A 19,947-nucleotide genomic window follows, 5' to 3' on the forward strand; every position below is an offset into this window, starting at 1 on the left:
TTGTTTCACGGGCACCTTCGAGCAACCGAGGGCGGCGAGCGCCCTCGGTTGAAAGGTTAGACACTAATGAGTGGCCTGTCGGGTTGATTACGGCTCGGCTCGAGCCCCCGGCCACTGGCTGAGGTTCAGGACTTCTTCTCGTCCGCTGCCTTGTCGGTCGGCTCGGCGATCAGTTTTTTCAGCTCTTCGCTCATCGGGAAGTTCAGGTTCAGGCCTTTTGGCGGGATCGGCTGCTGGAACCACTTCTCGTAGCTCTTGTTGACTTCGCCCGACTTGAAATAGGCGATGATGGCGTCATCGACCGCTTTCTTGAACGCCTCGTCACCCTTGCGCACCATGCAGCCGTAGATCTCGTAGGACTGCGGCGTGCCGGTGATGACCCAGTCGGCAGGCTTGCGTGCCTTGGCCATTTCGCCGGCCAGCAGGGCGTCGTCCATCATGAAGGCCACGGCGCGGCCGCTTTCGAGCATGTTGAAGGCTTCACCGTGGTCTTTTGCGGAGATCACGTTCATCTTCATCTGCTTGTCGGCGTTCATCGCCTTGAGGATGCGCTCGGACGTGGTGCCGGCGGTGGTCACCACGTTCTTGCCGGCCAGGTCCGGGAAGTCCTTGTAGGCCGGTTGACCGTCCTTGACCTTGGTCAGCAGGCGGGTACCGACTTCGAAGATGCCCACCGAGAAGCCGACCTGTTGCTGGCGCTCGACGTTGTTGGTGGTGGAGCCGCACTCCAGGTCCACGGTGCCGTTCTGCACCAGCGGGATGCGGGTCTGGGAGGTGACGAGGTTGTAGCGCACCTTCAGGTCAGGCACGTTGAGCTGTTTCTTCAGCGCTTCGACGACGGCCAGCTGGATGTCGTGGGAGTAGCCCACGGGCTGTGGCTTGCCTGCCAGGTAGGAAAACGGAATGGAGGAGTCGCGGTGGCCCAGGGTGATGGTGCCCGAATCCTTGATCTTCTTCAGGGTGCCGGTCAGCTCTTCGGCCATGGCCGGCGAAGCGATGACCGCAGCCGCGATGGCGGCGCCCAACAGTTGACGAACGATACGCATCAAATTTTCCTCGACGTTGTTTTTTTTATGGAGCCGTTGGCGGACTCTTCGTTCTACGAATACAACAGAAGCGGGTGCATTCGGCTACTGAGTGTAGAGCATGAGTCGTGCCAAGCTCTGAGATTGATAGTAAAGGCCCGAAATGTCAGGGGATGAATCTTTTTTGACGTTTGCGCGCGGGTGTGATGCGTACGGTTTTCCGAATAGCGTCGATGACGCCGTTCGGAAAACCGAACGATAGGGCTGCTGGTGGTATTAACGCGATCGCCCAGCAGGCGCTCATCGAACCACAGGACAGACTGCTCTCCAGGGCCGTTGTGCTTTATCCGACAGCTTCGAGCGGCCCCACCAGCTTGCTGTCAGGCTGCCTGTTGCCTGGCCTGGGCCTGGTGCAGGTAGTCGCGCAATGCCTGACGCTCGGCTTCGCTGGTGAACAGCCCCAGTTTAGTGCGGCGCCAGAGAATGTCGTCGGCCTCGAGGGCCCATTCCTGCTTGCACAAGTAGTCCACTTCGCGTGTGAACAGGCCTCCGCCAATCGACTGGCCAAGGTCTTCGGGCCCTTGTACACCCTCGAGCAATTGCCATACACGGCTGCCGTAGGTCACTGCCCAGCGTTTGGCGATGTCCATCGGCAGCCAGCCGTGGCGTGCCAACAGGGCATCCACCAGTGCCCGGACGGTGGTCATGTTTTCACCGCCAGGCAGCGGCGCGGTGGCGGTCCAGCTGTCGCGCATCTGGGTGAAGAATGGCTTGAGTTCGACCATCGCCGACTCGGCCAGCTTGCGGTAGGTGGTCAGCTTGCCACCGAAGACCGACAGCAATGGAGCCTGGCCTTCGCTGGCGGCCAGCGCCAGGGTGTAGTCGCGGGTGACGGCCGAAGGGTTGTCCGACTCGTCGTTGCACAGCGGGCGCACGCCAGAGTAGGTATGCAGGATGTCAGCGCGGCTGAGCTGGTGGTTGAAGTGCTCGTTGACCACCTTGAGCAGGTAGTCGGTTTCCGCGTCGGTGATCGCCACCTGCGCCGGGTCGCCGCTGTATTCCCGGTCGGTGGTGCCGATCAGGGTGAAGCGCTCCAGGTAGGGAATGGCGAACACGATGCGCTGGTCTTCGTTCTGCAGGATGTAGGCGTGTTCGCCCTCGTACAAGCGCGGGACGATGATGTGGCTGCCCTGGATCAGGCGGATGCCGTAGGGCGCTTCCAGCTTGAGGTCGTCCTTGATGAAGCTGGCCACCCAGGGCCCGGCGGCATTGACCAGCGCGCGGGCGCGGATGCTCTGCTGGCGGCCATCGGCATGCAGCAGCTCGACTTCCCACACGCCGCCGACGCGCTCGGCGCGCAGGCAGCGGGTGTGGGTATGGATATGCGCGCCTTTCTCACGGGCGGCCATGGCGTTGAGCACCACCAGGCGGGCGTCGTCCACTGCGCAGTCTGCGTATTCGAAGCCGCGGGTGATGGCTGGCTTGAGCGGGTTCCCAGGGCCGAAGCGCAGGCTGCGCGAGGCACCCAGGCGCTTGCGTTTGCCCAGGTGGTCGTAGAGGAACAGGCCGGCGCGGATCATCCAGGCCGGGCGCAGGTGCGGGCGATGGGGCAGGACGAAGCGCATCGGCTTGACGATGTGTGGTGCCTTGGCCAGCAAGACTTCGCGCTCGGCCAGCGCCTCGCGAACCAGGCGGAACTCGTAATGCTCCAGGTAGCGCAGGCCACCGTGGATCAACTTGCTGCTGGCCGAGGAGGTGTGGCTTGCCAGGTCGTCCTTTTCGCACAGAAATACCTTCAGGCCGCGACCGGCCGCGTCGGCGGCAATGCCCACGCCATTGATGCCGCCGCCGATCACGGCGAGGTCGTAGCAATCGGCGAGCGGGGGCAGGGACGGAGCGGAGTGGGTCACGGCAAGGGCCTCCTGGGCGCGGTTCACATCGAAAGTGAACATTGATGTTCGTTTTCGAAAATACTAGCGCAACGAAAAGGCGTCCGCCAGTCAGTCTCTATAGAAAAAACTGATCTGATGACAAAGAAATGAACAATACCGAACATCTGCGCCGGACCTGGCAGCCCAATCGCGGTCCGGCTAGTCCCGCGATTGGCCCTTTCAGACCACTTCGAGGCGAATCTTGTGCTGGTTCAACAGTTGGGTCAGGGCAGGGGTGGGCTGCTGGTCCGTCACCAGGCAATCGACCAGGCTGATCGAGCCCAGGCGAACCATGGCGTTACGGCCGAATTTGCTCGAGTCCGCGGCCAGGATCACCTGGCGGGCGTTGGTGATGATCGCCTGAGAGACCCGCACTTCCTGGTAGTCGAAGTCCAGCAGGCTGCCATCCTCGTCGATGCCGCTGATGCCGACCACGGCGAAGTCGACCTTGAACTGGTTGATGAAGTCGACGCTGGCCTGGCCGACCACACCGCCGTCGCGCCGTACCGTGCCGCCGGCCACCAGCACCTCGAAGTCGTCCTTGGCGCCCAGGATCGCGGCCACGTGCAGGTTGTTGGTGATGACCTTCAGGTGGCTGTGGTTGAGCAGTGCACGGGCAATGGATTCGGTGGTGGTGCCGATGTTGATAAACAACGAAGCATGGTCGGGAATTTGCTGGGCCACGGCTTCGGCGATGCGCTGCTTCTCGTCGCGCATCTGGTCGGCGCGCATGGCATAGGCGGTGTTCTCGATGCTCGAGTCGTATGCCGCGCCGCCGTGGTAACGCCGCAGCAAGTTCACTTCGGCGAGCTGGTTGATATCGCGACGGATGGTTTGGGGGGTGACGACGAACAGCTGCGCCATTTCTTCGATACTGACGTAACCACGCTCGCGCACCAGTTCGAGGATTTGTTGTTGGCGGGGAGGCAGATTCATGGGCGGTCCTTGGGGGCAGCCGGACAAATTCTGCAATGATGCCGTAGGAAGAGGATGACGGCCAGCCTGCTACCTCAGGTTCGGCGTATTGCCTGCCTTGGCCCTATCGCCGGCTTGTCGGCGATCGGTCGGGCCAGGCAGACGAGATCTGCAGGCTCAGGCCTCGTGATCTTCCCAATCGCGGGTTCGGTCCACGGCCTTGCGCCAGCCTTTGTAGAGCTTTTCCTTCTGCGCTTCGTCCAACTGCGGGCTGAACTCACGTTCGATGATCGCCTTGTCTCGCAATTCGTCCAGGCCGCTCCAGAAACCACAGGCCAGGCCCGCCAAGTAGGCAGCGCCCAAGGCTGTGGTTTCGCGCATTTTTGGCCGCTCCACGCAGGTGCCGAGAATGTCGGCCTGGAACTGCATGAGGAAGTTGTTGGCCACCGCACCGCCGTCCACGCGCAGTTCGCTCAGGCGCTGGCCGCAGTCTTGTTGCATGGCGTCGAGCACGTCGCGGGTCTGGTAGGCGATCGACTCCAGGGCGGCGCGGATGATGTGGTCGACCTTGACACCCCGGGTCAGGCCGAACAGGGCGCCGCGGGCATAAGGGTCCCAGTAGGGCGCGCCCAGGCCGGTGAAGGCCGGTACCAGATAGACGCCGTTGCTGTCCTTGACCTTGCTGGCGAAATACTCCGTGTCGTAGGCGTCGTTGACGATCTTCAGCTCGTCGCGCAGCCACTGCACGGTGGAGCCGCCATTGAACACCGCGCCCTCCAGCGCATAGGCCACTTCGCCGCGTGGGCCGCAGGCGATGGTGGTGAGCAGGCCGTGGGAGGAGGTCACCGCCTTGTCGCCGGTATTCATCAGCAGGAAGCAACCGGTGCCGTAGGTGTTCTTGGCCTGGCCGGGCTCGACGCACATCTGCCCGAACAGGGCAGACTGCTGGTCACCAGCGATGCCGGCGATGGCGATGCCGCTCTTGGTATGGCCGTAGACTTCGGAGGAGGGACGCACCTGGGGCAGCATCTGGCGAGGGATGCCGAGAATCTGCAGGAGCTTCTCGTCCCATTGCAGCGTGTGGATGTTGAACATCAGGGTGCGCGAGGCATTGGTGTAGTCGGTGACATGTACCTTGCCGCCGGAGAATTTCCAGATCAGCCAGGTATCGACAGTGCCGAACAACAGCTCGCCGCGCTCCGCACGTTCGCGGGCCCCTTCGACGTTGTCGAGGATCCACTTGAGCTTGGTACCAGAGAAGTAGGGGTCGGTGACCAGGCCGGTGGTCTGGCGAATGTAGGCTTCGTGGCCGTCGCGCTTGAGCTGCTCGCAGATCTCGGTGCTGCGCCTGCATTGCCAGACGATGGCATTGTACACCGGGCGCCCGGTTTCCTTGTCCCAGACCACCGTGGTTTCACGCTGGTTGGTGATACCCAGCGCGGCGACCTGGGCATGGCTGATGCCGGCCTGGGCCAAGGCTTCGACCATGGTCGCGCTCTGGGTTGCGAAGATCTCCATCGGGTCGTGCTCGACCCAGCCGGCTTGCGGGTAATGCTGCACGAACTCGCGCTGGGAGGTGCCGACCACGTTGGCGTCCCGGTCGAAGATGATGGCCCGCGAACTGGTGGTGCCCTGGTCCAGGGCGATGATGTAGTTCTTGTCCTGGGAATCTGTCATGTCGGTGGCCTTGCACAAAATAGGAGGTGGTCAGGGGGGCCGGGTGTCTTGCCGGCGCGCCGACCTCAGGAAGCCTGGGTGTCGCCCTGTGGGTTGTTGTCTGTTTGCGGGTTCGCGGTTTGCGCCATCGGCAGGTTGCGGGCGATCAGGCCTCGGTACAGGGCTGCCCCCAGGCATGCGCCGAGGATCGGTGCGAACACCGGAACCAGGAAATAGGGAATGGGGCGCCCGCCGGTAAAGGCCATCTCGCCCCAGCCGGCCAGGAATGTCATCAGTTTAGGCCCGAAATCGCGTGCCGGGTTCATCGCAAAGCCGGTCAGAGGCCCCATGGCGCTGCCGATCACCGCGATCAGCAGGCCGATCAAAAGCGGCGCCATGGCGCCTCGGGGCAGGCCGTTGTTGTCGTCGGTCAGGGCCATGATCACGGCCATGAGGATGGCGGTGATCACCACTTCGACGAGAAAAGCCTGGGCGATGGACAGGGCCGGGTGTGGGTAGGTGGAAAACACCGACGCCAGTTCCAGGCTGGCTTCGCTGCCGCGGACCATGGCATGGGCCTGTTCGAAATCGAAGAACAGGTTGCTGTACAACCCATAGACCAGCGCGGCGGCGCAGAAGGCGCCGCAGATTTGGGCGAGGATGTAGAACGGCAGTTTGCGCTTGTCGAAGCCGGCGAACAGGCACAGGGCAATGCTCACGGCCGGGTTCAGGTGCGCGCCGGAAATGCCGGCGGTGAGGTAGATCGCCATGCTCACGCCGACCCCCCAGATGATGCTGATTTCCCAGAGCCCGAAGCTGGCACCGGCGACCTTGAGCGCGGCGACACAGCCGGTGCCGAAGAAGATGAGCAGCGCGGTGCCGAGAAATTCGGCCATGCATTGACCGGACAGGGTCGGTTGTCGTAGAGCAGTCGTCATGTATGACCTCGTTTCTTGTTGTTGTGAGGCACTGGGCGCTCGACAGCAAGGTCCGGTGTCTATCCCCGTTGACGCCGGACACGTGTAGGAATGCACCTTTAAAAAGGTGTCATTTATTCAGAAACGAAAAAATATAGACAAGAAACGCTGATGTCAAAGGTCGAAAGTGAACGTTCGGTCACATTCTGGATGCGTATCTCGGTCGTAACTCCCGGGCCAGACCGGCGCGTTGGCGCTACGCTGGTCGGGTTGTAGGAATTGGCCTAAAGTAGCCGCCGACTTGTCACCGATTGGAGCCGTACATGACCCCCGCCCTCGATCTTTTGAAGAAGGTGCGTGCCGAACATCGCGTGCACAGCTATGAACATGATCCGAAATCTTCGTCCTATGGCCTTGAGGCGGCAGAGAAACTGGGGCTTGATCCGCAGCGTGTGTTCAAGACCCTGTTGGCCAGCAGTGAGAAGGGGGAATTGCTGGTGGCGGTGGTACCGGTAGGTGGCACGCTCGACCTCAAGGCGCTGGCGCAGGCAGCGGGAGTCAAGAAGTGCGAAATGGCGGACCCGGCGGTAGCACAGCGTTCAACCGGCTACCTGGTGGGCGGGATCAGCCCGCTGGGGCAGAAGAAGCGCCTGCGCACGTTCATCGATGCATCGGCAAAGCAATTTGACAGCATCCATGTGAGCGCCGGGCGGCGTGGGTTGGAGGTAGAACTGGCCGCAACGGTGCTGGCCGAGCATACCCAAGGGGCGTTCGCCGAGATCGGCCGGGGCTGAAGGCTTCAGCCACAGCGCTCACCCTCTGTAGGAGCCAACTGTCTTTCACTTCCACCCGACCAATGCACGTATCAGCGGTAGGCAGACACCAGTCTGCCTACCCGATGTGCCTTCAGACAGGCTGATCACGCCATGGCGTTCCATCACGCACCATGGCATTGAGCCTCACCAGCAGCACGCGCATGCATGCCACCAGCGCTACTTTTGCTGGCTTACCGCTCGCGCGCAGCCGGGCCCATCGCGCTTTAAAATCTGGATTCACGCGTGCCATCACCAAGGTGCACATGTAGGCCGCACGACGCAGTTTCGCCCGGCCGCCGTAGACATGGCGCTTTCCGTTTTTGGTCCCACTGTCGTTGTTGTAGGGCGCCACACCCGCCAGGGCAGCTACTTGCGCACGGTTCAGATCACCCAGTTCCGGCAGATAGCAGAACAGACTGGCAATGGTGACGTTGCCCACACCCTTGATCTCGCTCAAGCGTTCGAATAGGTCTGCATCGACACGGCGACTCTGCTCAGCGATCTGTTCATCGCATGCCTTGATCAAGACGCGTAATGTCGATTCGAGCGTTTTATAGTGCTCCAGCACAACAGGCAGCGAGGCCTGCTTGATGCGGCGACGATTGTCATCGCGTTGCTGGACCAGCTATCGCGCTGATTGACCAGTTCGGTCAGGTGCTCGCGAGCCTCGTCAGGTACAACGAAATGCTTGTCCTCCAAGGCGGAGGCAAATAAGGCTAGCATCCGTGCATCGATAGGGTCAGTCTTGGCTCGCTTGCCCATGGCTAGGGCGAATTGACGTGCCCGGGCAGGATTGATTCGCTGCACTTTCAAACCGGCCTTGGCCAGCAACCGGATCGACAGCTTTTCGTAACCGCCGGTAGCTTCGACCAGCACACGCTCGACCGCATGGGCTTTGAAATGTTGGGCGATAACTTCGAGCCCTGCAGCATCATTGGTCACGCAAAGCTCGGAGGCCTCGGGATACAGGGCCACTTGCAAGGTATTTTTGGAAACATCGATTCCGGCATAGGCAGACATGAGTAAAGCCTCTAGTCTTGAAGATGAGAGGTCGCTCTGGCCTGGCTCACGCTTGTTGTTCGAGGTCGGACTCAGTCAACTGTTCGAGCTTGAGCCAGAGCGAGAAGAGTGGACGGCAGCTCGGCTCCTACCCGTGCTCATGGCACCGCGAGCTAGCAGCTTGCCGTCCACCCCTCTCACCTAACACCTTACCTCTTGCGAAGACACAAGCGGGCTTGCCCCGCGATCGGGCGCGCAGCGGCCGTGAAATCAGCTACTTCGATTCATCAGCCAGACCGAGTTGGCTGGTTTGCGGCCGCTGCGCGCCCGATCGAGGGGCAAGCCCGCTCTTACATGGGGCGTAGCGGCGCCAAGGTGGTGATCAGGTCGCCGAGCTGTAGCGGCGCACGCCGTTTTCCTGCCGCGGCAGTTGCGCCGCGACACTGCCTGGTACCGGGAACAGCACCAGGTGGTCAGCGGCCACGTTGATGCCGATCTCCTGGCCGACCTGATGGTCGACGTGACTCGGGAAGATCGCTTCCAACTGGCTGCCGGTGGGCAGTTGCAGCCGGTACAGGGTCGAGGCCCCGAGGAAGCTCTTGCCGACGATATTCGCCCGCAGGTCGCTGTCCGGCGCGTGGATGATGTCGTCCGGACGCAGCAGCACGTCCACCGAACTACCCGGCGCCATGGTGTAGGCACGGTTGCCGCGCAGTTCGCCCACCTCGGTCTTGACCGCCTCATGGCTGCTCATCTGGCCACGGATGAAGTAGCCCTGGCCGATGAAGCTGGCGACGAATGGCGTCTGCGGTTCGTGATAGAGGTTGTAGGGCGTGTCCCATTGCTCCAGGCGGCCTTCCCTGAATACCCCGACCTGGTCGCTGACGGCAAAGGCTTCTTCCTGGTCATGGGTGACCAGGATGGCGCTGGTGCCTCGGCTCTTGAGGATATCGCGTACCTCATGGCTCAAGCGTCGGCGCAGTTCCACGTCCAGGTTGGAGAAGGGCTCGTCGAGCAACAGCAACTGCGGCTCCGGTGCCAGGGCGCGGGCCAGGGCCACCCGTTGCTGCTGGCCGCCGGACAGCTCGTGGGGGTAGCGCCCGCCCAGGCCGCCGAGCTTGACCAGGTCGAGCATTTCCTCGACCACCTCGTTCGGGCGTGGATGCTTGCCAAGGCCAAAGGCGATGTTCTGCGCCACGGTCAGGTGGGGGAACAAGGCGTAGTCCTGGAACACCATGCCGATCCGGCGCTTCTCCGGTGCCAGGGTGAACCCTGCGCGGGAGATGACTTCGCCGGCCAGCTGGATCTCGCCTTCATGCACGGGCTCGAAGCCAGCGATCGCGCGCAGGGTGGTGGTCTTGCCGCAACCTGAGGAGCCCAGCAGGCAACCGATGTCGCCTGCGTTCAGGTGCAGATTGAGGTTCTGGACGATGCGCTGGTCGCCATAGCCACAGGCCAGGTCGCGCAGGTTGAGCAATAGCGGTTGACTCATGCGTGGTGGTAAGCCGGTTCTACAAGGAATTCCAGGAGGGCCTTCTGTGCATGCAGGCGGTTTTCAGCCTGGTCCCAGGCGACCGAACGAGGGTCGTCGAGCAGGTCCTGGCTGATTTCCTCGCCACGGTGGGCGGGCAGGCAGTGCATGAACAGGGCGTCGGGTGCCGCCAGGTCGAGCAGTTCGCGGGTGACCTGGTAAGGCGCGAAATGCGCCAGGCGCCGTGCAGTTTCCTCCTCCTGGCCCATGGAAGTCCAGACATCCGTGGTCACCAGGTGGGCACCTTGCACGGCTTGCTTGGGGTCACGAATGACCTGCACGCGATCACCGCCCAGGGCGAGGAAGCGTGGATCGGGCTCGTAGCCTTCCGGGCAGGCGATGCGCAGCTGGAAATCGAACTGCAGGGCTGCCTCGATGTAGGAATTGCACATGTTGAAGCCGTCGCCGATCCAGGCCACGGTCTTGCCCTGGATCGAACCGCGGTGTTCGAGGAAGGTCTGCATGTCGGCCAGCAACTGGCAGGGGTGCGATTCGTCGGACAGGCCGTTGATCACTGGCACCCGCGAGTTGGCGGCGAACTCGGTGAGGGTACTGTGGGCATGGGTGCGGATCATCACCGCATCGAGCATGCTCGACAGCACGATGGCGCTGTCGGCGATCGGCTCGCCACGGCCCAGCTGGGTATCGCGGGGCGAGAGGAAGATGGCCTGGCCGCCGAGCTGGATCATGCCGGCTTCGAACGACACCCGGGTACGGGTGGAGGACTTCTCGAAGATCATCCCCAACACGCGGTTCTTCAGTGGCTCGAACAGCACGCCTCGCTTGCGCAGGTCCTTCAGCTCGATGCCTCGACGGATCACGCCGAGCAGTTCGTCAGCGGTGAAATCCATCAGGGAGAGAAAGTGCCTAGCGCTCATGATTGACTACCTTATCTGCAACGGTTTGCAGGTCGACCGTATGGTTTTGTTGACAACGGGAGCGACCTGCGGCGTAAGCCGCACGGGGCGGACGGAATAGGGGGAAGGCGCAATACTATAATTAAATGTCGCCTGAAACCAAGAGGGGGCACAGCAGCTCTGTTGCAAGGAATGTCGTAAGCCCTTGTGAGCGTACTGTTTTTTATTTTCCACAGGTGGGTTGTACACGGCTTGTCCGCCCTTTGGCAAACCCTGCGTCGCGAATCATGCCGCTGGTGTCGTGGAGTCCGAAGCGCCCAGCCTCCATAAATACCACGCGACGCCCCTGTGCATGCGCAGGCCGCAACGGGGCTGGCAAGGCCGAGCATGCAGCTCGGCTTTCCGTTACAATGCGTCACCGTGCCGACGATCGCGTCGGAAAGTTCAGCCGAGGTGCTTCATGGATATCATCGAAACAATCAAAGAGCAGATCGCCAACAACACCATTCTGCTTTACATGAAAGGCTCGCCGAATGCCCCACAGTGCGGCTTCTCGGCGCGTGCCGCGCAGGCCGTTATGGGTTGTGGCGAGAAGTTCGCCTACGTCGACATCCTGCAGAACCCGGAAATCCGCGCCAACCTGCCCAAGTACGCCAACTGGCCGACCTTCCCGCAACTGTGGGTCGGTGGCGAGCTGGTCGGCGGCAGCGACATCATGCTGGAGATGTTCGAAAAGGGTGAGCTGCAGACCCTGATCAAGGAAGCCGCCGCCAAGGCCAAGGCCTCCGAAGCCTGATCCGGCTTTTGTCGCAGGCATGAAAAAGCCCCGCCTAGGCGGGGCTTTTTCATGGAGCAGGGAACGCGTTGCCTGCCCGCCTAGGCTTATTCCTCACCCATCTGCGATTGCAGGTAGTTCTCGATACCCACCTTGTCGATCAGGCCCAGCTGGGTCTCCAGCCAGTCGATGTGCTCTTCCTCGGACTCGAGGATGTCTTCGAGCAGTTCGCGGGAGCCGAAATCACCGGCGGTCTCACAATGGGCGATGGCCGCCTTGAGGTCGACCAGGCCTTTCTGTTCGATCTTCAGGTCGCACTCGAGCATTTCCTTGGTGTGTTCGCCGATCAGCAACTTGCCCAGGTCCTGCACGTTGGGGATGCCTTCGAGGAAAAGAATACGCTTGATCAATTTGTCAGCGTGCTTCATCTCGTCGATGGATTCCTTGTACTCGTGCTTGCCGAGTTTGTTCAGGCCCCAGTCCTCGTACATCCGCGCGTGCAGGAAGTACTGGTTGATCGCGACCAGCTCGTTTCCGAGGATCTTGTTGAGATGCTGGATGACGCTTACGTCGCCTTTCATGTCGGGTTCCTGCCCTGTTGAAGTGTGCCAATACAGGAAGTCTGAGCCCGACCAGGGTCTCTGTCAAACCTAAGTTATTGAATAGTAAGTGAAAATTAATAGGAATAAGAATGTTTGTGAACCGCGTTCGAACGCTAACTTATTGAATTGAAGGCATAAAAAAACCGGACACTGGGTCCGGTTCTTCGAATTCGATGGTTCAAGCCACGTTAAACTCAACGGGGTAGGGCAGGGCCGCCTGCTGACTGACCTGGAGTTCGGTCAGTGTCTCGCGGACCACCTGCTTGGCCAGGCATGCGCACTTGCCACATTGGCTGCCGACATTGGTGGCGGCCCGGACTTCCTTGTAGCTGCAGCATCCTTCATAGATCGCATCGCGAATCTGTCCGTCGGTAACGCCGACACAAAGACACACATACATAAGGTCAGACCATCATGGTTGAGGCTCGATGGGGTGGAGCTTAATGGTAATGAGAATGCGTGTCAAAGAACTTTCCTCCGGCCTTGTGTCGGTGCGACCGGCGGTTGGATTCGGCCTGTCACCAGAAGCCGTGTATGATGGGCAACCTTTGCTGGATACCGGGGCAGGTCGACCCTCCCGGGTATCTGATTTCACCACCATCAAGGAGATAACGAATGAGCGTACTCGTTGGTAAACAAGCCCCCGACTTCACCGTTCCGGCCGTACTGGCCAACGGCGAGATCGTCGACAGCTTCAACCTGGCTTCGGCCATCAAGGGCAAATACGGCCTGGTGTTCTTCTACCCACTGGACTTCACCTTCGTCTGCCCATCCGAGCTGATCGCTCTGGACCATCGCATCCCTGACTTCCAGGCACGCGGCGTGGAAGTGATCGGCGTGTCGATCGACTCGCACTTCACCCACAACGCCTGGCGTAACACCCCCGTCAACAACGGCGGTATCGGCCCGGTCAAGTACACCCTGGCTGCAGACATCTCCCACGACATCTGCAAGGCCTACGACGTTGAGTCCGAAGGCGGCGTAGCCTTCCGTGGCGCTTTCCTGATCGACAAGAACGGCGTTGTCCGTTCGCAGATCGTCAACGACCTGCCGCTGGGCCGCAACATGGAAGAACTGCTGCGCCTGGTCGACGCCCTGCAATTCCACGAAGAGCACGGCGAAGTCTGCCCTGCCAACTGGAAGAAAGGCGACAAGGGCATGACCGCTTCGCCGGAAGGCGTTGCTGCCTACCTGAGCGAGAACGCTGGCAAGCTGTAATTGCCACGCGAATAAAAGAACCGGCCATCATGGCCGGTTTTTTTATGCCTGTAGCGGCCCAAGGGTTCAGTAGCAGGTCAGTCGTTGAAGTCGCGCCAGCCGCCCATTTCCTTCCAGCGGTTGACGATGCCGCAGAACAGCTCGGCGGTCTTCTCGGTGTCGTAGCGTGCCGAGTGGGCTTCACGCCCATCGAAATCGATGTCGGCGCTTTGGCAGGCGCGGGCCAGTACGGTCTGGCCATAGGCCAGGCCAGCCAGGGTGGCCGTGTCGAAGCTGGAGAAAGGATGGAACGGGTTGCGCTTGAGGTCGTTGCGCGCCACGGCGGCATTGAGGAAGCCCAGGTCGAAACTGCTGTTGTGGCCGACCAGGATGGCCCGCTTGCAACCATTGGCCTTCAATGCCTTGCGCACCCCACGGAAGATGTCGGTGAGCGCCGTTTCCTCGCTCACCGCCATGCGCAGCGGGTGGTCCAGCTTGATACCGGTGAACTCCAGGGCCGCCGGCTCGATGTTGGCCCCCTCGAAAGGCTCGACCCGGTAGAAGTAGGTGTGCTCCGGGAACAGGAAACCTTTCTCATCCATGCCGATGGTGACGGCAGCGATTTCGAGTAGCGCGTCAGTGGCGCTGTTGAAACCGCCGGTTTCCACATCCACCACCACGGGCAGGTAACCGCGGAAGCGCTCGGCCATCGGGTGGCGAACGCTGCTGCCTTGACCTTCCTGGTCGTCTTCGTAGAACGCTTCGCTCACGCCTTCTCCTCCAGCAGACGCCAGCGCAGTTTTTCACCGGCGCGCAGCGGAACCACGGTGTTGTCACCGAATGGCAGGCTGTCGGGAGCGGTCCACTCGTCGCGAACCAGGGTAATGGTGTCGGTGTTCGCCGGCAGGCCATAGAACGCCGGGCCGTGCAGGCTGGCGAAACCTTCGAGCTTGTCCAGCGCATTGCGCTGTTCGAAGGCCTCGGCATACAGCTCGATGGCAGCGTAGGCCGTATAGCAGCCGGCGCAGCCGCAGGCGGCTTCCTTGGCATGACGGGCATGGGGTGCCGAATCGGTGCCGAGGAAGAACTTGCTGTTGCCGCTGGTGGCCGCGTCCAGCAGCGCCACCTGGTGGGTGTTGCGCTTGAGGATCGGCAGGCAATAGAAGTGCGGGCGGATACCGCCGACCAGCATGTGGTTGCGGTTGTACAAGAGGTGCTGTGCGGTGATGGTCGCGCCGACGTTGGCCGGGGCCTGCAGGACGAACTGCGCGGCATCGGCGGTGGTGATGTGCTCGAACACCACTTTCAGCGTGGGGAAGCGCTCGACCACGCGGGCCAGGTGCTCGTCGATGAAGCGCTTCTCGCGGTCGAACACATCGACCTCGGCACGGGTCACTTCGCCGTGCACCAGCAGCGGCATGCCGGTTTCGGCCAAGGCCTCGAGCGCCGGCGTGATGTTGTCGATGCTGGTCACGCCCGAGTCGGAGTTGGTGGTGGCGCCGGCCGGATACATCTTGGCGGCGTACACGAAACCGCTGGCCTTGGCCGCGCGGATGTCCTCGGCGCTGGTACGGTCGGTGAGGTACAGCACCATCAGCGGCTCGAAGCGGCTGCCTGCCGGGCGTGCGGCCAGGATGCGGTCGCGATAGGCGCCGGCCTCGACGGCGTTGCGTACCGGCGGGACCAGGTTGGGCATGATGATGGCGCGGGCGAAGGTACGCGCCACGTCGCCAACGGTATGGGGCAGGACGGCACCATCGCGCAGATGGATGTGCCAGTCGTCGGGACGCAGGAGGGTCAGGCGATCGGACATTGGAGATTCCAGGCGGGTCGAACTCAAGGGCCAATGCTACCGGAAAACCCCGGTAGGAGCACGGCTATCAAGTTTTCCCGGTGGCGTCCGATAGCCTGCAGGTAAGCCGTCAGAATCTGTGGAGCCACCTGTGCGCCAGCGTTACCTAGCCCTTCTTACCCTGTTTGCCAGCCTGCCGGCCGGGGCATTGACCTTCCAGACGCGCGTGGAGAACGTCGCCTGGAACGTCGAGGGTGACCAGTTCGAATGCCGGCTGTCCCAGCCGATCGACGGTTTCGGCAGCGGTGAGTTCGTGCGCCGTGCCGGCGAGCAGGCGGTCTTCCAGTTGCGATCGGACAGCAATGCGCTGGGGGTGGGCAGTGCGACCTTGCTGGCCGCGGCAGCACCTTGGCAACCTGGCCGGGGCGACATCAATCTCGGGGGCGTGCGCATGGGGCGCAGCGGGGTGTTGTTCACCTCGTCCCAGGGGCAGGCCAGCCGGCTGATCAACGGCCTGCTCGACGGGCGCAGCACGGTGGTGCGCAACCATGCCGGCGAGGGCGGCAGGCCCATGGAGGTGCATGTACTGCCGGTCAGCTTCGCCAAGGCCTATGGTGACTACCAGGCATGTGCCGCCAAGCTGCTGCCGATGAATTTCGACCAGATCCGCCAGACCCAGGTCGGATTCCCACGCGGTATCGAGCTGGACAGCGCGGCGCGGGCACGCCTGGACGTGATCCTCGATTACCTCAAGGCCGACCCGTCGGTGAACCACATCGAGCTCGATGGCCATGCCGACAACAGCGGCAGCCGCCTGACCAACCGCGACACCTCACGCCGTCGGGCCCTGGCGGTCGCCGACTACCTCAAGGCCCATGGTGTGCCGCAGGAGCAGATCACCGTGCGCTTCCATGGCGAACGTTACCCCTTGGCCCGGAACAACAGTGCCGCCAACCGGGCGCGCAACCGCCGGGTGAACATCCAGTTGGAGCGTGTCGCCCCGGTCGAGAAGCCGGTGGAAAAACCCTCGGTAGAGGCCACCCCGGCTCCCGCTGCCGCAGCTCCAGCGACGCCTGGCCCCGCGCCGGCGCCGGCACCGGCAGAAAAAAAATCCTGACCGCGACAAGGGTCGCGCTCTTGACTGTTCCTGTCGCTTTGTCATCACAAGCTGTCGCCCCATTGTAAATATTTCAATGGGGCCGGTAGAATCAACCGCTTTCCGTACAACCCCGTGGAGTGATGGCATGGCGGACGTAAAAAAGGTCGTACTGGCGTATTCCGGCGGCCTTGATACTTCGGTGATTCTCAAGTGGCTGCAGGATACCTACAACTGCGAAGTGGTGACCTTCACCGCTGACCTGGGTCAGGGCGAGGAGGTCGAGCCGGCCCGCGCCAAAGCACAGGCAATGGGCGTCAAAGAGATCTACATCGATGACCTGCGCGAAGAGTTCGTGCGTGACTTCGTGTTCCCGATGTTCCGCGCCAACACCGTCTATGAAGGCGAGTACCTGCTGGGTACTTCCATTGCCCGTCCGCTGATCGCCAAGCGCCTGATCGAGATCGCCAACGAAACCGGGGCCGACGCCATTTCCCATGGCGCTACCGGCAAGGGCAACGACCAGGTGCGTTTCGAGCTGGGCGCCTATGCACTCAAGCCGGGCGTCAAGGTCATCGCACCATGGCGCGAGTGGGACCTGCTGTCCCGCGAGAAGCTGATGGACTACGCCGAGAAGCACGGCATCCCGATCGAGCGCCACGGCAAGAAGAAGTCGCCGTACTCGATGGACGCCAACCTGCTGCACATTTCCTATGAAGGCGGTGTCCTGGAAGATACCTGGACCGAGCACGAAGAAGACATGTGGCGCTGGAGCGTCTCTCCGGAGAACGCCCCGGACCAGGCTACCTACATCGAGCTCACCTACCGCAACGGTGACATCGTCGCCATCGACGGCGTCGAGAAGACCCCGGCCACTGTGCTCGCCGATCTGAACCGCATCGGCGGCGCCAACGGTATCGGTCGTCTGGACATCGTCGAGAACCGCTATGTCGGCATGAAGTCCCGTGGCTGCTACGAAACCCCTGGTGGCACCATCATGCTCAAGGCCCACCGCGCCATCGAGTCGATCACCCTGGACCGCGAAGTCGCTCACCTGAAGGATGAGCTGATGCCCAAGTACGCCAGCCTGATCTACACCGGCTACTGGTGGAGCCCGGAGCGTCTGATGCTGCAGCAGATGATCGACGCCTCGCAGGTCAACGTGAACGGTGTGGTCCGCCTGAAGCTGTACAAGGGCAACGTCACCGTGGTCGGGCGCAAGTCGGATGATTCGCTGTTCGATGCCAACATCGCGACCTTCGAGGAAGACGGCGGCGCCTACAACCAGGCCGATGCCGCGGGCTTCATCAAGCTCAATGCCCTGCGCATGCGCATTGCCGCCAACAAGGGCCGTTCGCTGCTCTGATCTAGGCCTGCGCTACCCTGAGAACCCGGCCTTGTGCCGGGTTTTTTCTTTTCCATGCCCTATTTTTTCTCGGTTTCCGACAGCGCCCCGATCGACAGGTGGATACGGGTACGGGTATCGAGGTTCTCGAGTACCCAGCGGCGCGTGCGGGGCTGTGGGCGTGTGAGGGTACGTAGGATATGGTGTTCGATTATCTTGCGAGTCTCCGGCCCTGAGAGCGTGATGATCATCGTCGAGGCGTTCGGGCTTTCCATTGGCGGGGCGCTGGGGGCGGCATCGATCTTGTTCCGGCCCGCAGATTTGTTGGGTTGGTACAGAGAGTGATAATTGAAGTTCAAGGTCAGGAAGAACAGCATGGTCAGGAAGAACGGAAAACCCACCAGGAACCAGGTGTAGGTCTTCTGGCTGTTCTCGCTGAGGAAGGGCAATGAAGCCAAGGCGGAGGCTTCGATGATGCCTGCGAATATAGCGATGATCGCCAAGGGACTGATGGAATCGGTCTGCTGCATGATGCTTCTTGCCTGCAAGTGTTTGCCTATCTCTCGCCTGTTTTCGGTATAGGCTGCAGAGAGAGCTATTTCCCTGTAAACCAAAGCATCAAGGCTTACAGCCAGCACTTCATTTAATTACCCCCAGACTCGGACTGTTCGTATAGGTCAAAAGTGCATACGAGCTGGGAATAATCTCGTCAATTTTTGTAGCGTGTTTACATAACTGGAAACTTTATAAAGTGTACGCCTGTAGGAAAATTCCTTTAGTAATGTAGGTTTCTTCTCTGTTTGATCATATGCCGCAATCCGCTGCGCCATGGAGGGGGCTGCTCGGTTATGGTGTGCCTCGGAGCAATAATAATGAATCAATGGATATCGCATGAATAAAGTGCTTATCGTGGATGATCATCCGGTTATTCGCCTGGCTGTACGCATGTTGATGGAGCGACATGGGTATGACGTCGTGGCGGAAACCGATAACGGCGTGGATGCTTTGCAATTGATCCGGGACTACCAACCCGACATCGTGGTATTGGATATTGGCATTCCAAAACTGGATGGGCTCGAGGTAATTGGTCGGTTATCCTCCATCAGCCCGGAGAGCAAGGTGCTGGTCCTGACATCACAGGCAGCGGGGCATTTCTCCATGCGCTGCATGCAGGCTGGCGCTGCAGGTTATGTCTGCAAGCAACAGGACCTGACCGAGCTGCTCAGCGCGATCAAGGCGGTTCTGTCCGGGTACAGCTATTTCCCTAACCAGGCCCTGCACAAGACGCGTGGTTGTGCCAAAGGTGGCACCGAGGAGGAGATGGTCCAGCGTCTTTCCGGCAGGGAGGTCATGGTGTTGAAGGAGCTGGCCAGCGGCAAGAGCAACAAGGAAATCGCCAACAGCATGTTCCTTAGCAACAAGACGGTCAGTACCTACAAGACGCGTCTGCTGCTCAAGCTCAATGCCCGATCGCTGGTCGACCTCATCGAGCTCGCCCAGCGCCATGGCTTGTCGCGCCCCTGAAAACAGGAAAGCCTCCGCAAGGGAGGCTTTCAAGGTGATCGGCGGGCTACAGGTCGTAGTCGAAGTCGGCGAGTTGTTTCTGTAGACGCCGCTCCTCGAGGAGGTTATCGATGGTGCGGCGTTTGCTCAGGTTGGTCTTTGCCGTTTCCACCTGGGGCTCTATATCGTCTTCCGAGGTGGGAAATTCATCGTCGATCGACAGCTCGTCTTTATCGGTGCTCATGAGTTACTCCAAGCCAAGGGGCCATTGGCCGTCCTTATAGCGAGAAACCCGATTCCGGTAAAAAAGATTTTTTCAATCGTATACAACCATTTCCTTCTATTGTCTCAATCGTCAGAGGTCTTCTGTTTGTACTCGCACAGGTCCTCGATACGGCAGGCCCCACAACGTGGCTTGCGCGCCTGGCATACATAGCGCCCATGCAGGATCAGCCAATGGTGGGCATCGAGCAGGTAATCCTTGGGTACGAACTTGAGCAGCTTCTTTTCCACTTCCAGTACCGTCTTGCCGGGCGCGATACCGGTCCGGTTGCTGACCCGGAAGATGTGCGTGTCGACGGCCATGGTAGGCTGACGAAATGCTGTATTGAGCACGACGTTCGCGGTCTTGCGGCCAACGCCTGGCAGCGCTTCGAGGGCCTCGCGGGTCTGAGGCACTTCGCCGCCATGGCGTTCGATCAGCAGGCGGCAGGTCTCGATGACATTCTTGGCCTTGCTGTTGTAGAGGCCGATGGTCCTGATGTATTCGCTCAGCCCTTCGACGCCCAGGGCATGGATGGCCTGCGGCGTGTTGGCGACCGGGAACAACCGCGCGGTGGCCTTGTTGACACCCACATCCGTCGCCTGGGCGGATAGGATGACGGCAATGAGCAACTCGAAAGGGGTGGTGTAGGCCAGTTCGGTCTTTGGGTCGGGGTTGTCTTCGTGCAGCCTGCGAAAGATCTCCAGGCGTTTGGCGGCATTCATGGGC

The 19,947-nt window shown here is 61.1% G+C and carries 22 protein-coding genes; 6 read left to right on the forward strand and 16 right to left on the reverse strand.

Annotated features, from left to right (window positions below; translation table 11 throughout):
• Window positions 1-125: 125 nt before the first annotated feature.
• The 5 genes from K8374_RS05020 to K8374_RS05040 all read right to left on the reverse strand — a co-directional run bounded on the left by K8374_RS05020 (window position 126) and on the right by K8374_RS05040 (window position 6,465).
• On the reverse strand, window positions 126-1,046 hold the full coding sequence (locus tag K8374_RS05020) for a glutamate/aspartate ABC transporter substrate-binding protein (RefSeq protein WP_084856003.1): 921 nt from the start codon (window positions 1,044-1,046) through the stop codon (window positions 126-128).
• A gap of 359 nt (window positions 1,047-1,405) precedes the next feature.
• The gene (gene glpD, locus K8374_RS05025) at window positions 1,406-2,977 is read right to left on the reverse strand and encodes a glycerol-3-phosphate dehydrogenase (protein WP_224458155.1); all 1,572 of its coding nucleotides are present in this window, start codon (window positions 2,975-2,977) and stop codon (window positions 1,406-1,408) included.
• Between the two features lie 159 nt (window positions 2,978-3,136).
• Entirely contained in the window at window positions 3,137-3,892 is a 756-nt protein-coding gene (glpR, locus tag K8374_RS05030) for a DNA-binding transcriptional repressor GlpR (RefSeq protein ID WP_084856008.1), read from the reverse strand.
• 156 nt (window positions 3,893-4,048) lie between these two features.
• Window positions 4,049-5,548: a glycerol kinase GlpK gene (glpK, locus tag K8374_RS05035; protein ID WP_224458156.1), complete on the reverse strand. Its 1,500-nt coding sequence runs from the start codon at window positions 5,546-5,548 to the stop codon at window positions 4,049-4,051.
• A gap of 65 nt (window positions 5,549-5,613) precedes the next feature.
• The gene (locus K8374_RS05040; protein WP_224458157.1) at window positions 5,614-6,465 is read right to left on the reverse strand and encodes an MIP/aquaporin family protein; all 852 of its coding nucleotides are present in this window, start codon (window positions 6,463-6,465) and stop codon (window positions 5,614-5,616) included.
• Between the two features lie 302 nt (window positions 6,466-6,767).
• Here K8374_RS05040 and ybaK point away from each other — a divergent pair, with 302 nt between their 5' ends.
• Entirely contained in the window at window positions 6,768-7,238 is a 471-nt protein-coding gene (gene ybaK, locus K8374_RS05045; RefSeq protein WP_224458158.1) for a Cys-tRNA(Pro) deacylase, read from the forward strand.
• A gap of 112 nt (window positions 7,239-7,350) precedes the next feature.
• Here the strand turns inward: ybaK and K8374_RS26305 are convergent, their stop codons facing one another.
• From K8374_RS26305 to argF, 4 genes are all read right to left on the reverse strand, one after another.
• A complete protein-coding gene (locus tag K8374_RS26305; RefSeq protein ID WP_318010859.1) occupies window positions 7,351-7,785 on the reverse strand; it encodes a transposase in 435 nt (144 codons plus the stop codon).
• Window positions 7,782-8,279 (reverse strand): IS110 family transposase, encoded by a 498-nt coding sequence (locus K8374_RS26310; RefSeq protein ID WP_318010858.1) that lies wholly within the window; start codon window positions 8,277-8,279, stop codon window positions 7,782-7,784. Before K8374_RS26310 ends, K8374_RS26305 begins: the two co-directional genes overlap by 4 nt.
• 361 nt (window positions 8,280-8,640) lie before the next feature.
• On the reverse strand, window positions 8,641-9,750 hold the full coding sequence (locus K8374_RS05055) for an ABC transporter ATP-binding protein (protein ID WP_224458159.1): 1,110 nt from the start codon (window positions 9,748-9,750) through the stop codon (window positions 8,641-8,643).
• The gene (argF, locus tag K8374_RS05060; protein WP_196144239.1) at window positions 9,747-10,667 is read right to left on the reverse strand and encodes an ornithine carbamoyltransferase; all 921 of its coding nucleotides are present in this window, start codon (window positions 10,665-10,667) and stop codon (window positions 9,747-9,749) included. Before argF ends, K8374_RS05055 begins: the two co-directional genes overlap by 4 nt.
• A gap of 439 nt (window positions 10,668-11,106) precedes the next feature.
• Between argF and grxD the strand changes: the two genes are divergently transcribed.
• A complete protein-coding gene (grxD, locus tag K8374_RS05065; protein WP_043206518.1) occupies window positions 11,107-11,442 on the forward strand; it encodes a Grx4 family monothiol glutaredoxin in 336 nt (111 codons plus the stop codon).
• 86 nt (window positions 11,443-11,528) lie between these two features.
• Here the strand turns inward: grxD and bfr are convergent, their stop codons facing one another.
• Complete coding sequence (bfr, locus tag K8374_RS05070; RefSeq protein WP_084856022.1) at window positions 11,529-12,002, reverse strand: bacterioferritin; 474 nt, start codon at window positions 12,000-12,002, stop codon at window positions 11,529-11,531.
• 199 nt (window positions 12,003-12,201) lie between these two features.
• On the reverse strand, window positions 12,202-12,423 hold the full coding sequence (locus K8374_RS05075; protein ID WP_084856023.1) for a bacterioferritin-associated ferredoxin: 222 nt from the start codon (window positions 12,421-12,423) through the stop codon (window positions 12,202-12,204).
• 215 nt (window positions 12,424-12,638) lie between these two features.
• On the opposite strand from K8374_RS05075, the gene K8374_RS05080 reads away from it, so the two are divergent.
• A complete protein-coding gene (locus K8374_RS05080; protein ID WP_084856025.1) occupies window positions 12,639-13,241 on the forward strand; it encodes a peroxiredoxin in 603 nt (200 codons plus the stop codon).
• Between the two features lie 77 nt (window positions 13,242-13,318).
• On the opposite strand, the gene rnt is transcribed toward K8374_RS05080, so the two are convergent.
• On the reverse strand, window positions 13,319-13,930 hold the full coding sequence (gene rnt, locus K8374_RS05085) for a ribonuclease T (protein ID WP_230381177.1): 612 nt from the start codon (window positions 13,928-13,930) through the stop codon (window positions 13,319-13,321).
• Window positions 13,931-13,986: 56 nt separating this feature from the next.
• The gene (gene pyrC / locus K8374_RS05090) at window positions 13,987-15,033 is read right to left on the reverse strand and encodes a dihydroorotase (protein ID WP_224458160.1); all 1,047 of its coding nucleotides are present in this window, start codon (window positions 15,031-15,033) and stop codon (window positions 13,987-13,989) included.
• Window positions 15,034-15,163: 130 nt separating this feature from the next.
• Between pyrC and K8374_RS05095 the strand changes: the two genes are divergently transcribed.
• Together K8374_RS05095 and K8374_RS05100 are read left to right on the forward strand one after the other, a co-directional pair.
• The gene (locus K8374_RS05095; protein WP_224458161.1) at window positions 15,164-16,129 is read left to right on the forward strand and encodes a flagellar protein MotY; all 966 of its coding nucleotides are present in this window, start codon (window positions 15,164-15,166) and stop codon (window positions 16,127-16,129) included.
• Window positions 16,130-16,256: 127 nt separating this feature from the next.
• Window positions 16,257-17,474 carry an argininosuccinate synthase gene (locus K8374_RS05100; protein ID WP_013973956.1) on the forward strand — a complete coding sequence of 406 codons (1,218 nt, stop codon included), beginning with the start codon at window positions 16,257-16,259 and terminating at the stop codon, window positions 17,472-17,474.
• 59 nt (window positions 17,475-17,533) lie between these two features.
• Here the strand turns inward: K8374_RS05100 and K8374_RS05105 are convergent, their stop codons facing one another.
• On the reverse strand, window positions 17,534-17,983 hold the full coding sequence (locus K8374_RS05105; protein ID WP_224458162.1) for a hypothetical protein: 450 nt from the start codon (window positions 17,981-17,983) through the stop codon (window positions 17,534-17,536).
• Between the two features lie 361 nt (window positions 17,984-18,344).
• On the opposite strand from K8374_RS05105, the gene K8374_RS05110 reads away from it, so the two are divergent.
• Window positions 18,345-18,977 (forward strand): response regulator transcription factor, encoded by a 633-nt coding sequence (locus K8374_RS05110; protein ID WP_224458163.1) that lies wholly within the window; start codon window positions 18,345-18,347, stop codon window positions 18,975-18,977.
• A gap of 46 nt (window positions 18,978-19,023) precedes the next feature.
• On the opposite strand, the gene K8374_RS05115 is transcribed toward K8374_RS05110, so the two are convergent.
• Both K8374_RS05115 and nth read right to left on the reverse strand, forming a co-directional pair.
• Window positions 19,024-19,200: a PA3496 family putative envelope integrity protein gene (locus tag K8374_RS05115; RefSeq protein ID WP_172402996.1), complete on the reverse strand. Its 177-nt coding sequence runs from the start codon at window positions 19,198-19,200 to the stop codon at window positions 19,024-19,026.
• 104 nt (window positions 19,201-19,304) lie between these two features.
• Window positions 19,305-19,943: an endonuclease III gene (nth, locus tag K8374_RS05120; RefSeq protein WP_224458164.1), complete on the reverse strand. Its 639-nt coding sequence runs from the start codon at window positions 19,941-19,943 to the stop codon at window positions 19,305-19,307.
• Between the last annotated feature and the right edge of the window lie 4 nt (window positions 19,944-19,947).

The organism is Pseudomonas sp. p1(2021b), assembly GCF_020151015.1.
GTDB lineage: Bacteria > Pseudomonadota > Gammaproteobacteria > Pseudomonadales > Pseudomonadaceae > Aquipseudomonas > Aquipseudomonas putida_K.